The organism is Achromobacter sp. EG18 (assembly GCF_059759395.1).
Genome location: NZ_CM186213.1, coordinates 471,967 through 485,840, shown reverse-complemented (window position 1 = coordinate 485,840; position 13,874 = coordinate 471,967). Strand labels below are relative to the sequence as shown.

Sequence of the window (13,874 nt, the reverse complement as noted above, 5' to 3'; positions counted from 1 at the left end):
CGGAGTTTTTCTTGAGCGACATCTATCACTTCAGCCGCGGCACCGCGCCGCTGCTGATCTCCATTCCCCACCTGGGCAGCCAGTTGCCCGATGCGCAGCGCGCCCGCATGACGGCCGTCGGCCAGCAGTCCGGGGACACCGACTGGCACCTGGACACCCTGTACCAGTTCGCCGACGCGCTGGGCGCCTCGGTGCTCGGCGCGCGCTACTCGCGCTACGTGGTCGACCTGAACCGCCCGCCCAACGACGAAAGCCTGTACCCCGGCCAGACCAAGACCGGCCTGTGCCCGACCCACACCTTCCGCGGCGAGGCGCTGTACCAGCACAACGCGGCGCTGACCGACGACGAGCGCGAGCACCGCCTGCAGACCTACTGGCAGCCGTACCACGCCAAGCTGCGCGAGGAACTCGACCGCATCCGCGCCGAACACGGCACCGTGCTGCTGTGGGAAGCCCATTCGATTGCCAGCGTGCTGCCGCGCCTGTTCGAAGGCAAGCTGCCCGACCTGAACGTGGGCACGGCCGACGGCGCCAGTTGCGCGCCCGACATCCTGGACGCCATCGCCGAACGCCTGCCCGGCTGCGGCTACACCAGCGCCGTGAACGGCCGTTTCAAGGGCGGCTACATCACCCGCCACTACGGCTCGCCGGCCGAGGACATCCATGCCGTGCAACTGGAGATGTGCCAGTCCACGTATATGGACGAGTCCTATCCCTACGGCTACCAGGCGAACGCGGCCGCCAAGGTCATCCCGGTGGTCGAGGGCATGGTGCGCGCCGCGCTGGCGCAAACGCTGGCGCGCAAGCGCTGATCCGCCCGCCCGATCGCCCGATGAACCGCCTGCCCGACCGCGACGCGGATCCGTATCCCGAATGGAGCCTGCTGCTGGCCTGGGTGGCGGTGGTGCAGGCCGCGTCGGTTTCGGGCGCGGCCCGTTTGCTGGGACTGTCACAGGCGGCGGTGTCGCAACGGATCAAGCAGCTCGAAGCCGCGCTGTCGACCGAACTGCTCGACCGCAGCACCCGGCCGGCGCGCCCCACCCCCGCCGGCGACCTGCTGTTCGAGCACGCGTCGCGCCTGCTGGCGCAGGCCGGCGACATGACCGAAAGCGTGCGCAACCTGAGCCGCGCGCGGCGCAACATCGTGCGCTTCGGTTGTGTCGACTCGTTCGCCGGCACCCTGGGGCCGACGCTGATCCACGGGCTGTCGGGCGCGTCGCGCCAGATCCGGTTGTGGTCCGGCATTACCCCGGTGCTGGACAGACAAATGGAAGAACGCCAGCTGGACCTGGTGATCAGCACCAGCGCCGCCGCCGATGCGCCGGCCATCCGCAAGCTCGGCCTGTTCAGCGAGCCCTACCTGCTGGTGCTGCCGCGCGCCACGCCGCCGCGGGATGCGCGCTCGCTGGCCGAACTGGCGCGCCGCAGCCCGTTCATCCGCTACAGCGCGCGTTCGCACATCGGCGCCGCCATCGACCGGCTGCTCGAATCGCGCGGCGTCTTCATCGAGCGCACCTTCGAATTCGATAACACCGATCCGCTGCTCAGCCTGGTCACGGCCGGCCTGGGCTTCGCCATCAGCACGCCGCTGTGCATCTGGCAATCGCGCCATTTCGTCGATCAATTGCGGGTGCTGCCGCTGGCGCCCTGCCTGGACAAGACCCGCGCCGATGCGCCTGACCTGGCGCGCAGCTTCTACCTGGCGGCGCGGCCGCAGGAGGCCGGCAAACTCCCGGCCGAGGCCCGCAACGTGATCCTGGTGGCGGTCGAACGGCTGATGCGGCAAGACGTGGCGCCGGCGCTGGGCTTGCCGCCTGCCACGCTGTGGCGCAGCCTGCGCCGCTGAGCCGCCGGCCGCGCGCGTCGGGCGTCCCGGCCCGCGCCGTCACGACACCGCGCCGCGCCCATAGCTGCCCGTCAGCAGCGCGCCGCGCGTGAAACGCGCCAGCGCATACGGCGCCAGCGGGACGTCGGTCGCCAGCCCCAGCGCTTCCTGCGCCAGCACCCGCCCCACCGCGGGCGACAGCTTGAAACCGTGTCCGGAAAAACCGAATCCGGCCACCAGCCCTTCGACCCCGGCAATACGTCCCAGCACGGGATTCCAGTCGGGCGTGACGTCGTACACGCCCGTCCACGACGCGGCCAGTCCGGCCTCGGCATAGGCCGGAAAGCGCGCGGCCACCTGTTCGCCGACCTCGGCCACGTAATCCAGCGGCACATCGCCCTGCTCCACCTCTCCGGGCGCCAGCCTTTCGCCCTCCGTGCCCTCGCTGACCAGCATCTGGTTGCCGCCATAGCTGCGGCAATAGAGCATGCCGGGCGAGGCCAGGTCCTTGTAGACGGGCATCGTGTAGGTATAGGGCGCGGCGGCGCATTGCAGCGCCAGCACCGCGTGGCGCTCGGGCGCCAATGGCATCGCCACGCCGGTCCAGGCCGCCAGTTCGGCGGTCCAGATGTTCTGGGTGCTGACCACCACCGCGCTGGCGTAGTCGCCCGCCGACGTGGTCACGCCGGTCACGCGCCCGTTTCGCGCCAACAGGCCGTGCACGGCCACGTTCTCGCGGATCGTCACGCCGCGCCGGCGCGCGGCGCGCGCAAAGCTGGTCGCGACCAGGTAGGCGTCGGCGAAACCGGCCTCGGGCTCGAAGCCGATCAGCGCGGCATCGCCGAAATCGGCGATCGGCAGCAGCTCGCGCGCCTGCGCCGCGTCCAGTTCGTGCACCGGGATGCCCAGCGCGCGCTGCTGCGCCAGCGCCGCGGCCAGCGGCGCGCGCTTGTCATCGTCGGCCGCGGCTATCAGGTAGCCGCAGCGCACCAGGCCGCTGGCGGCGTCGTCGTCGCCGACGTAGGCGGCAAAGTCGGTGAACGCGCCCCACGAACGCCGCGCCAGTTCGACGTTCTCGCGCACCGAGTAATGGGTGCGCAGGATGCCCGACGATTGCGCGGTGGTGCCGGCGCCGATGGCGCCGCGGTCCAGCACCAGCACGTTGCGGGCGCCCAGGGCCGCCAGGTGGAAGGCGACCGAGGCGCCGACCACGCCGGCGCCGATCACGATCACGTCATAACTCTTCATGGCCACGCTCCAGAAAGCAATGGCGGCAGTGTGACGCGGGCCGCGGCCGGCGCCCGCTATATCAGCGCGGCGAATGTTGAGTAGAAGCGATCGATGGGCAACGATGGAAGGAAAACGGCGTCATGGCAGCCGGCCCGCCAGCGTCCAGGCCAGGCGCCAGCGGCTGCGCGACGGCCAGTGTGCTGTCCCGTGGACACGCCCGCACGAAATCCAGGGGACAGCACACTAGGCCGCGCCCGGCTGACGCCACGACATCGTCGCGCCGCGCCCCTCCTCGGCCAGGAACTCCACCAGCGCCGGCAACGAGGCGTCCATCGGCCGGTTGGCGTGGATGCGCATCACGTATCCCCACGAGCCCGGCATGCGCAGCCCCGGCGCCAGCGTCACCAGCCGGCCGCTGGCCAGTTCCTCGTCGATCAATGGCGCTCGCCCCAGCGCGATGCCGACGCCGGCGGCCGCCGCCGCCACCACCGTGCTCAGGCCGCTCAGCACCAGCGGATCCTGGCCGGCGCTTTCCGGCAGGCCCAGGCGCGGACGCCAGGTGCGCCAATCGGTTTCGGGACTGTCGATGTGCTTTTCCTCCAGCCAGCGGTGGCGCGTGAAGACCGCGGGGTCGTCGCGTTCGTCGGGCGCGACCAGCGCCGGGCTGCACACCGGCACCACGGTTTCCGTCATCAGCGGGATATCGCCCGGCGCCGCCAGGTGCGGGCCGAGGGCGCGCACGTGCAGGAAGGCCAGGTCGATGTCCTGCGCTTTCCAGGCAGGGTCCTGGCTGGCGTGCAGGAACACCTGGATGTCGATGTCCGGGTGCAGTTCGATGAAGCGGCCGATGCGCGGCGCCAGCCAAAGCGCGGCCAGCGAGGGGTTGGCCGACACGTTCAGGTTGTAGCGTCGCTTGCCGCGCGCGCTGCTGCGGGCATGGCGGCAGGCGGTCTCCAGCAGGGTCAAGGCCTGTTGTACCGACACCAGCAGCGCGGCGCCGGCCTCGGTGGTTTCCGCCCGGCGCACCGTGCCGCCCCGGCGCAGCAGGCTCACGCCCAGGTCGGCCTCCAGCGCGCGCAGCTGATGGCTGACGGCGCTCTTGGTGACGTTGAGCTCGGCCGCGGCGCGGCTGAGGCTGCCCAGACGGGCGACGGCCTCGAAGGCGCGCAGCGCGGCCAAGGGCGGCATATGGGTGGGCAGGGTCGGCATGGGTTGAGTTTATCTCAACCCATGATTGAATAACTATCGCTATCGCGCAAGGGCCGGATGCGTGACCATGCAGGCTCTGCAAGGAGCATTGATATGTATTTCGATTCGAGGCTTTGGCAACTGACCGCGGGGCTGCGCGCCGGCATGGCGGGCGGCATTTTCCTCGGCCTGCTGGCGCTGGCCGCGGGCATCGCCCGCTACGTTTTCCTGGGCCAGCTGCTGGCGCGCGTGTTCGACGGCGCGCCCTGGCAGGACTGGCTCGCGCCGGCCCTGTACGCCGGCGCCATGGTGCTGCTGCGCGCCCTGCTCGACCACCTGCGCACGGTGCAGGCCAACCGCTGCTCGGCGCAGGTGCAGCAGACGCTGCGCGCGCGGCTCTACGACCGCATCGTGGCGCTGGGGCCGGCCTGGTTCGCCAACCAGCGCACCGGCGGCGTGATGCTGACGGTGGTGGACGGCGTGGAGCAATTGCAGACCTTCTTCGGCCAGTACCTGCCGCAGGTCGCCATCGCCGCGGCCGCGCCGTTCGCGATCTTCGCCGTCATCGCTTTCTGGGACGTGCCGACCGCGCTGGTGTTCCTGGTCGCGGCGTTGTTCGCGTTGTTCGGGCCGATGGCCGTGCACATGCTCGACCGCCGCGCCAGCCTGGCGCGCACCCGCTCGCTGAACGAATTCGGCGAGGAATTCCTGGACGCCGTCCAGGGCCTGCCGACACTGAAATCGTACGGCCAGGGCAAGGCCTGGGGCGAGCGCCTGGCCGCCCGCGCCCGGGCCCTGTCGGACAACACCTTCTGGGTGCTGTCGGTGAGCCTGCTGACGCGCGGCATCAGCGACCTGGGCGTGGCGCTGGGCGCCGCGCTGGCGCTGACCGTGGGCGCCTGGCGCGTGGCCGCCGGCGACATGAGCGTGGAAGCGCTGCTGATCGTGCTGATGGCCGGCACCGAGATCTTCCGCCCGCTGCGCGACCTGCGCTCGGTGCTGCACCGGGGCATGCTGGGCCAATCGGCCGCCGCCAGCATCCACGCGCTGATGGACGCGCAGCCGCTGACCGCCGCCCCCGCCGTGCAGGCGGGCGCCGCCCCCGCGCGGCTCGACCCCACTATCGAATTCGACGCGGTGGCGTTCTCGTATTCGCCGCAGCGCCCGGCGCACCAGGGCCTGTCGTTCCGCGTCGCCGCCGGCGAACGCGTCGGCATCGTCGGCCCCAGCGGCGCCGGCAAGTCCACCATCGTGCGCCTGCTGCTGCGCGAGTGCGTGCCGCAGGCCGGCGCCATCCGCGTCGGCGGCCACGACGTCAACCGGCTCGACACGCAGACACTGCTGGGCCAGATGGCGCTGGTCAGCCAGGACATCACGCTGTTCCACGGCACCATCGACGAGAACCTGCGGCTGGGCCGGCCCGACGCCAGCCATGACGAGGTGCGCGCCGCCGCCCGCGCCGCCAACATCGACGACTTCATCATGGCGCTGCCGCAAGGCTACGCCACCCGCATCGGCGAGCGCGGCCTGCAACTGTCGGGCGGCCAGCGCCAGCGCGTGGCGATCGCCCGCGCCCTGCTGCGCGACGCGCCCATCCTGATCCTGGACGAGGCGCTGTCGTCGGTCGACACCGAGAACGAAGCGCTGATCCAGCAGGCCCTGGACCGCCTGATGGCCGGCCGCACCACGCTGATCCTGGCGCACCGCCTGGCCAGCGTGATCGGCGCCGACCGCTGCCTGGTGCTGGACCAGGGCCGCGTGGTCGAGCAGGGCCCGCACGATGAACTGATGCGCCAGCGCGGCCTGTATTACCGCCTGATGCATGAACAGGCCCTGGCGCTGGCCGCGCCGGCCGCGCCCGCCCCGGCCGCGATGGCGCGCGCGGCCACGCCCGCCGCCCATGGCAACGACGATGACGCCGGCGGCCAGGGCCCGGCGCTGCGCTCGCTGGATGCCGATGCCGAACAGGTCGGCTGGCGCGCCACGCTGGCGACCCTGCTGTCGGTGGTGCAACCCTGGCGCGGCACCCTGATCGCCACCATCCTTCTTGGCGTGGCGCGGGTGGCGGCCTTCATCGGCGTCGGCGTGCTGAGCGCGCTGGTGGTGGCCGCCATCCGCGACGGCCGCGACACCTCCGCGCTGATCGTCGGCCTGCTGATCGCCGCGCCGCTGGCCGCGCTGTTCCACTGGCTCGAATCGTGGCTGGCGCACGCCATGGCCTACCAGCTGCTGGCCGACATGCGCGTCAAGCTCTACGACAAGCTGGAGCGGCTGGCGCCCGCCTACCTGCTGCAACGCCGCTCCGGCGACCTGGTGGCGCTGGCGACGCAGGACGTCGAAATGGTCGAGTACTTCTACGCCCACACCATCGCGCCGGCCATCGTCTCGGTGCTGGTGCCGCTGTCGGTGCTGGGCTTCCTGGCCTTCTACAGCTGGCCCGTGGCGCTGGCGCTGCTGCCGTTCCTGGCCTATGCGCTGGTGTCGCCGGTGCGCGGACGCCGCAAGGTCGACGCGCTGGGCGACCACGCCCGCCAGGCGCTGGGCGAGATGAGCGCGCACACCACCGACACCATCCAGGGCCTGGCCGACCTGACCGCGTTCCAGGCCACCGGCCGCCGCCGCCAGGAATTCCTCAAGGTCGCCGACCAGTACCGCGTGCGCCGCCTGGATATCCTGCGCGACCTGTCGCGCCAGACCGCCTGGTTCGAGACCGCCATGGGCCTGGGCGGCCTGGCCGTGGCCGTGGTCGCCGCGCTGCAGGTGTCGGCCGGCGCCCTGTCGGCCAGCATGCTGCCGCTGCTGGTGCTGATCGCGCTGGCCACGTTCCTGCCGGTGTCGGAGATCTCGCAGGTCAGCCGCCAGCTGGCCGACACCATCGCCGCCACCCGCCGCCTGCACGTGGTCAACAACGAGCCCGAGCCGGTCACCGACGGCCCGCTGCCGCCGCCGGTGGCGCCGCACGGCTTGTCGCTGGCGTTCGACCACGTGTATTTCACCTATCCCGGCAAGAGCCAGGACACGCTGCGCGACCTGAGCTTCACCGTGCCGGCCGGCGCCACCGTGGCCGTGGTCGGCGCCTCGGGCGCGGGCAAGAGCACCGTGGCCAGCCTGCTGCTGCGCTTCTGGGATCCGCGCCAGGGGGCGGTCAAGCTCGACGGCGTGGACGTGCGCCAGCTGCGGCTGGACGGCCTGCGCGAACGCGTGGCGCTGGTGACGCAGGACACCTATCTGTTCAACGACACGCTGGAGGGCAACATCCGCCTGGCGCGTCCCGACGCCAGCCGCGAGGAACTGGCGCGGGCGCTGGAACAGGCCGCGCTCGGCGATTTCGTGCGCAGCCTGCCCGAGGGCCTGGCCACGCGCGTCGGCGAACGCGGCATGCAGCTGTCCGGCGGCCAGCGCCAGCGCATCTCGATCGCCCGCGCCTTCCTGAAGAACGCGCCGGTGCTGATCCTGGACGAAGCCACCTCGCACCTGGACACCCTGTCCGAGATGCAGGTGCGTGGCGCGCTGGATGTGCTGATGCGGCACCGGACCACGCTGGTGATCGCGCACCGCCTGGCCACCATCCGCGACGCCGACCTGATCCTGGTGCTGGACAACGGCGCCCTGGCCGAGGCCGGCACCCATGACCAGTTGCTGCGCAAGCAAGGCGCGTACGCCCGGCTTGCCAGCCACCAGGGGGCGCGCGACCTTACCGCCGGTAGCGCAACGTCTCTTCCGACGTAGCGTTGCGCCGCACCTCGTCCGCCGTGAACCACACCCGCTTGCTGCCAAAGCTGTTGTACAGGTCGAACTGGTCGCGGGTGTGCGGCGACGGCGTGCCGTCCGGGGCGACGAAGCCGCTCTGCCCCGGCGCCACCACGTCCACCGCGCGCACCGACCTGCCGTCGAACACCGTCATGTTGTTCTCGGTGCCGCGGTTCTGCGTGGCCGGATAGCTCAACACCGCCTTGGCGTCGGCCTGCGGCACGCCCAGGAAGTTCTTGGGCGCGAACACCATCGGCGGCGCCGGGATCTTCCACGCGGCCGGATCCTTGCCATAAGCCTGGCGCAAGGCCGCCAGCGCGTCGTCCAGCGCCGCCAGGATGACATCGTCGGCGCGCGCGCCATTGAAGAAGTCATACCGCTGCGGCACCCCGGCAGCCGGACCCGCCAAGGCGTTGAACAACACCTTCACGCCGGTGGTCAGGTTGAGCGAGCCGGTGGCAGGCGCCTGCGGCGTCGGATACCCGGTGGCGCTGTACCACTTGAAGAAGTCGGCCGGCATCTCGTCGGCCAGGGTGCGCTTGAGCATGGCGCGCAGCCAGGCGTCCATCACCGCCGGGCCGGCGTTGTCGTAGTAGCCCGGCTCGCGCTCGCTGGTCATCATGCCGTCCCAGCCCCCCAGCCCCGCCACCAGCCGCACGCGCGGATCGTCGGCCGGCAGCCCCTGCACCGCGCGTTGCAGGAACGGCAGGAAATGGCGGCGGTTGACGTCGGCATAGCTGGTGGTGCGGATCAGGTCCCACATCTGTTGCGGGCTGACCTTGCCGCCGTTGGCGGTCATGGCCTTCAGGCGCGTCTCGATCTCGGCATAGCGGTCGGCCTGCCCCCAGACGATGGCGAACAGGTCGGTGGCGGGATAGCCGCGCATCGGCTGGTTGTTCCAGTTGGCGATGAACCCCTGGCCCGGGTTGTAGACCTGCGGATTGGTCGAGAACGGCAACAGGCCCAGCCAGTCCATTTCGCCGGTGCCCGGCACCGGCAGGCGCGGATCGTGGCCCGGCCGGCGCCTGGGATAGAAGCCCGTGTGCGCGTAGCCGATGTTGCCGCGGTCGTCGGCGTAGTACCAATTGATGGTCAGCGCGTGGCGCGCCGCCTGCGCCTTCCATTGTTCCCAGTTGGCCGACTGCGTCTTGCGGGTCCAGGCCATCAGCGATTGCAGTTCAAAGCCCTCCCAGGCGCGCGCCTTGGCATAGGCCACGTGCTGCGCGTCGTCGAACTTGACGATCAGGCCATGCACGCTGCGGTACACATCCAGCGTCACCGGCGCCGCGTCCTTCACCAGGATCAGGTCAGTGCGCTTTTCCAGCGTCTTCCATTGGCCGTCGTGGAAATAACGGTTGCGGTCGGCCGGATCGAGCTTCTCGGCGTAGATGTCGACATCGTCGCCGAAGCCCGCGGTCGAGCCCCAGGCCACGTGCGCATTGTGGCCGAACAGGATGGAGGGATAGGCGAACGGCGTGTTGCCGACCACGTCGAAGCCGGCGCCGTGCAGGCCGATGCCGTAGGTGTAGGCCGGATTCCACCAGCCGAACTGCGGGCCGTTCAGCAGGATCGAACGGGCATCCTTGGCATGCTCGCGGCCCACGATCCACATGTTGCTGGTGGTCGGGAAGCCTGCGATGCCCGGCTGGCCCGATTGCGCGTATTGCTCGGCCAGTCGAGCCCGCAGCGTGGCGGGCGCGCCATCGACCACGCCGCGCGTGGCCGGATCGCGCACCACGCGTTCGAGCATCGGCGGCGTGCCGTCGTAGCGCGGCAGCGCGTAGGCCAGCTGGTCCGCGCCTTCCGGCTGGAACACGGCCGGCTGGTAGCTGCCCTCCTGGGGCGGCACCGTGGTCGGCGCGCGGCTGTCCGTCAGCCAGCGCAGCTGGTTGAAGATGCGCATGGCCTCGGCCTCGCCGTGCCTGTCCTTGAGCGCCGTCAGCAGCGCCAGGTTGTCGATCTCGCTGTTGGCGTCAGAGAAGCGGTTCGCCATGGTGCCGATGAAGATCATCGCCACGTCGTAGGCGGTCCAGTCGGCCGGCGCGAAGCCCAGATCGTTGAATTCCTTGGGCATCAGCTGCCCCGGCTGCGCGCGGATCCGCGCCAGCCAGGCGTTCATGCCGGCCGCGTAGCCGTCCAGCACCTGGCGGTCGGCGGCCGGCAGCGCCGCCAGCTGGCGCTGGATGCGTTCGGGCGAAAAATTGCCGCGGATGGATTTGTCGAACGCCACCATCGACGCGCCGAGCACTTCGGCCACCCGGCCCTGGGTGCTGCGCCGCGCCATCTCCATCTGGAACAGCCGGTCCTGCGCCACCGCGTAACCGTAGCCGTAGAAAATGCCGTACACCGTGTCAGCGTAGACGTGCGGCATGCCATGGGCGTCGCGCCGGATCGTGACCTTGCCGTCGACGCCTTGCGCCGGGGCCGCGACGGCTGCGGACTCCTGGCCCGCGGCTTGCGCCACGGGTTGCGCCATCGCGGGCAGGCAGGAACAGGCCGCCACCAGGGCGGCCGACAACACATGCTGCTTCATTGAATCTGTCTCCGTATCGAATGGGACCGCGCCGCGAGCCTGCCGCGGGCGATGGCGGCGCCTCTGCCGGGCGCCGTCCGCGGACCATGATACGGAGCCGCTATCTATAATTCCAATGCATTTAATTCATACGATTCATGCGGTTGGAACATGGACTTCCAGAAACTCAAGCACCTGCTCGCCGTGGTCGAACACGGCACCTTTTCGCGCGCCGCCGACAAGGTCAATCTGTCGCAGCCCGCGCTCAGCCGCAGCATCCAGGCGCTGGAGGCCGAGCTTGGCCTGCCGTTGCTGGACCGCGGCACCCGCCAGGTGCGCCTGACGCCCTACGGCGCCTGCGTCGCCGAACGCGCCCGCCGCATGCGCTACGAGGAAGCCGAACTGCGGCGCGAACTCAAGACCCTGGCCGGCGGCGAATCCGGCGCGCTTTCGATCGGGCTGAGTCCCACGCCCGCCTCGCTGCTGCTCACGCCCTTCCTGGCCCACATGGCCACCCATTACCCGCAGGTGCGCGTGGCCGCCGAACTGGGCACCACGGCCGCCCTGGTCGACCTGCTGCGCGCCGAACGCATCGACGCCATGGTTTGCGACGCCCGCATGCTCCATGGCGCCGCCGACATCGAAACCCGCCCCCTCGCCCCCCTGCGCGCCGGCATGGTCTGCCGCAAGGGTCATCCCATCCTGGCCCACCGCCGCCCCGCCATCGAGCACATCCGCCAATACCCGGTCGCCTCCAGTACCCTCAGTCCCGAGGTCGCGCTGCGCCTGGCCGAAACCCTGGGCGCCGCCGGCGCGCCCGAACAGATGGTCAGCGTGCGCTGCGAGAATCTCGACCCGCTGGTCCGCCTGGCCCTCGCCACCGACACCCTGCTGCTGGGCGTCATCTGCGTCACCCGCCAGGAACAGCAGGCCGGCCAGCTCGTGGAAGTACCGCTGCCGCCCGATCCCCAGCGCCAGGGCCACTACGTCCTCGCGCGGCTGGCCGGCCGCAGCCCGCTGAAGGCGCAGGACGCGCTCTACAGCTACACGCAGCAGTGCTGGAGCGGCTTTGCCGGATTTCGCGCGAAGCAGCCGGCGGCGCGGCCGCGGCCAGGGCCGGTCAAGGGCCCGTGACGCGCGTGATCCAGTACGGCGCGAGATAGCCGAGCAGGACGCCCAGCGCGACGGCCAGCAGGTAGCCGTCGATGCCGGCGCCGAGCAGGGCCGCGACCAGCAGGCATCCCGCCACGGCGCAGCCGACCTGCCACAGCGCCGGATAGCGGAACGCTTTCGGCTCGATGACCGGCGCCCCGATCGCGCCGAAGATGGCGCCGGTCAGCGCGAGCCAGATCACGCTTTCCAACGAATAGCCCGTGGTCCAGCCGCCGATGACGACAAACAGCGCGGCGAAGATCAGGCAGGCCGCAAGGGCCAGTCTGATGCCGGCCGACAGGGTGCGTTTCATGTCATTTTCCTTGGCGCATGGGTGGCCAAGTGTATCCGTCCCGGCCGCCGCATCGCGCCTCACCCGCCCGCGCCTCAGCCGCCGTCCGGCAGCCACTCCTCCAACGTCACCTCGAACGTCATGCAGACAGGGTTCGCCCCCGGGACGAACACCCCGCCGTGCACCCGCCCCGCCGGGTCCGCCACCACCCCCGACAGCGAGGCCACCACCGACCCGTCCGCCTGCGCGCGCACCTCTCCCGCCAGGCTCACGATCTCCACCGCCGGCCCCTCCAGCTGCCGCACCTCCCCGCCGCGCGCATACAGGCAGGCATCCACCAGGCTCCCAAGCGCGCCGCGCACGAAGGCGTTGCGAAACCCCTCCGCCAGGCACAGCTTCTCCACCCCCTGCACCAGATCCTCGTTGGGCCCGATGCGCGCATACGCCACCCGCCCCATGCTTCCGCTTTCGACCTCGGCCGGCATCATCGTCAGATCTCCCGCGGCTGCAGTAGCCGCAAATTGGTTTCGGCGTCATAAGTGGCGCGCAGTTCGAAGCCTTCCAGCGCCGTCACCAGTACCGTCACCGGCCCCGCGCCCACGATCGATGTCTGCGGAATCAGGTGCCCGCCCAGCAGCGCCCCGCCCTGATCGCAAAACGCCGCGTGACAGTGCACCAGCGGCTCGCCGTTGTCGCCCTTGCCCAGCGTGGCGTTGCCGAAGATCAGCGTGGCCGCGCCCGCCGCGATCGGCGCGGTGTACGCCACCACCCGCAGATGCGCCGGGTCCGGCGGCGCGGTGCAGTAGTCGAGATGGCTGAATTCGCCGCTCAGCAGCGTCATCGAGGCGTTCTCCACGCCCAGCGGCGCCAGGCCATTGACCAGCGCCTCGAACAGGCTGGCGCCGGGCTGCAGCGCCAGCCGGACATGGCGGCCGCGCCGCGCGCAGCGGCTGTGTATCCGGACCGGGTTGAAGGCTCCCGGGTGTATCAGCGTCCTGGGGCGGGGCAATACCGGTGATCCCCGCAACGAACGATCCACGGTGGTGGTTCGCATGATGTGCACTCCGTGCGCTTGTGGCGCAAGATGGGAATGAAAGCTGAAAACGCGGGCGTCAATGCACCGCCGGCAGCATGCCCGCCGCGGTGAAGCCGCCGTCCACACAGATCACCTGCCCGGTCACGTAGCTGGACTGCGACTCGTCCAGCAGCCAGCCGATGGTGCCGTTCAGTTCCTCCGGCGCCGCGTAGCGATGCTGCGGCACCACCCGACGCCAGGCCGCGCGCGCCTCATCCGTGTGCATCTGGCTCACCAGCGGCGTCTCGATCGGCCCGGGCGCGACCGCGTTCACGCGGATGCCGTAGGCGGCCAGCTCCACCGCCATCACCCGGGTCAGCGTCACCACGCCTCCCTTGGAAGCCCCGTACGCCGCCCGGCCCGCGTTGCCGCGGATGCCCGACACGGACGCGATGTTCACGATCGACCCGCGGCCGCGATCGCGCATGCGCCGGGCCGCCTCGCGCGCCACCACGAACGACCCCACCAGGTTCACTTCCAGGATCCGCCGCAGCAACGCCGCGTCGGTCTCCAGGAACGGCACGTCGCGGCCGATACCCGCCGAATTGACCAGCCCGGCGATCGGCCCGAAGTCGGACTCCAGCCTCGCGATCGCCTCGCTCACCTGCGCCTCGTCGGACACATCCATCCGCACGCAGCCCAACCGATCCGCCGGCGCCAGGCCTCGCACCTCGTCCAGTCGTTCCTGCGACACGTCGGCCACCAGCACCCGGCGTCCCGCGCCCAGCAGGCCACGCGCAACGGCCAGGCCAATGCCCGACGCGCCTCCCGTGACCAGCACCGCTTCCTGCGCTCCATCCATGACTCGGTCTCCTCGTTGTGTGCTCGCGATGTGTTCGCGATGTCCGCA

Annotated in this window: 11 protein-coding genes; 4 read left to right on the top strand and 7 right to left on the bottom strand. The window is 70.8% G+C overall.

Translation table 11 applies throughout. The features are described from left to right. Positions 1-11 precede the first annotated feature (11 nt). Positions 12-812: an N-formylglutamate deformylase gene (gene hutG / locus AC6CR5_RS02335; protein WP_006387048.1), complete on the top strand. Its 801-nt coding sequence runs from the start codon at positions 12-14 to the stop codon at positions 810-812. 20 nt (positions 813-832) lie between these two features. After that, positions 833-1,846 (top strand): LysR family transcriptional regulator, encoded by a 1,014-nt coding sequence (locus AC6CR5_RS02330; protein WP_054438884.1) that lies wholly within the window; start codon positions 833-835, stop codon positions 1,844-1,846. Between the two features lie 39 nt (positions 1,847-1,885). On the opposite strand, the gene AC6CR5_RS02325 is transcribed toward AC6CR5_RS02330, so the two are convergent. Both AC6CR5_RS02325 and AC6CR5_RS02320 read right to left on the bottom strand, forming a co-directional pair. Then, positions 1,886-3,073: an NAD(P)/FAD-dependent oxidoreductase gene (locus AC6CR5_RS02325; RefSeq protein ID WP_054471060.1), complete on the bottom strand. Its 1,188-nt coding sequence runs from the start codon at positions 3,071-3,073 to the stop codon at positions 1,886-1,888. A 225-nt stretch (positions 3,074-3,298) separates the two neighbouring features. Continuing rightward, complete coding sequence (locus AC6CR5_RS02320) at positions 3,299-4,264, bottom strand: LysR substrate-binding domain-containing protein (RefSeq protein WP_006387045.1); 966 nt, start codon at positions 4,262-4,264, stop codon at positions 3,299-3,301. Between the two features lie 93 nt (positions 4,265-4,357). Here AC6CR5_RS02320 and cydC point away from each other — a divergent pair, with 93 nt between their 5' ends. Next, complete coding sequence (gene cydC, locus AC6CR5_RS02315; RefSeq protein ID WP_498085248.1) at positions 4,358-7,972, top strand: thiol reductant ABC exporter subunit CydC; 3,615 nt, start codon at positions 4,358-4,360, stop codon at positions 7,970-7,972. Here the strand turns inward: cydC and AC6CR5_RS02310 are convergent. After that, a complete protein-coding gene (locus AC6CR5_RS02310; RefSeq protein WP_498085247.1) occupies positions 7,938-10,526 on the bottom strand; it encodes a penicillin G acylase in 2,589 nt (862 codons plus the stop codon). The two genes, cydC and AC6CR5_RS02310, sit on opposite strands and share 35 nt — an antisense overlap. Positions 10,527-10,676: 150 nt before the next feature. Here AC6CR5_RS02310 and AC6CR5_RS02305 point away from each other — a divergent pair, with 150 nt between their 5' ends. Next, the gene (locus AC6CR5_RS02305) at positions 10,677-11,639 is read left to right on the top strand and encodes a LysR family transcriptional regulator (RefSeq protein ID WP_024068561.1); all 963 of its coding nucleotides are present in this window, start codon (positions 10,677-10,679) and stop codon (positions 11,637-11,639) included. Here AC6CR5_RS02305 and AC6CR5_RS02300 read toward each other — a convergent pair. The 4 genes from AC6CR5_RS02300 to AC6CR5_RS02285 all read right to left on the bottom strand — a co-directional run bounded on the left by AC6CR5_RS02300 (position 11,626) and on the right by AC6CR5_RS02285 (position 13,826). Further along, positions 11,626-11,970, bottom strand: a complete 345-nt coding sequence (locus AC6CR5_RS02300) for a hypothetical protein (RefSeq protein WP_053498039.1) — start codon at positions 11,968-11,970, stop codon at positions 11,626-11,628. The two genes, AC6CR5_RS02305 and AC6CR5_RS02300, sit on opposite strands and share 14 nt — an antisense overlap. Positions 11,971-12,044: 74 nt before the next feature. Next, positions 12,045-12,437 (bottom strand): PPC domain-containing DNA-binding protein, encoded by a 393-nt coding sequence (locus AC6CR5_RS02295; RefSeq protein ID WP_006387040.1) that lies wholly within the window; start codon positions 12,435-12,437, stop codon positions 12,045-12,047. A gap of 2 nt (positions 12,438-12,439) precedes the next feature. After that, a complete protein-coding gene (locus tag AC6CR5_RS02290) occupies positions 12,440-13,003 on the bottom strand; it encodes a PCC domain-containing protein (RefSeq protein WP_049054485.1) in 564 nt (187 codons plus the stop codon). A 58-nt stretch (positions 13,004-13,061) separates the two neighbouring features. Beyond that, on the bottom strand, positions 13,062-13,826 hold the full coding sequence (locus AC6CR5_RS02285) for an SDR family NAD(P)-dependent oxidoreductase (RefSeq protein WP_006387038.1): 765 nt from the start codon (positions 13,824-13,826) through the stop codon (positions 13,062-13,064). Positions 13,827-13,874 lie beyond the last annotated feature (48 nt).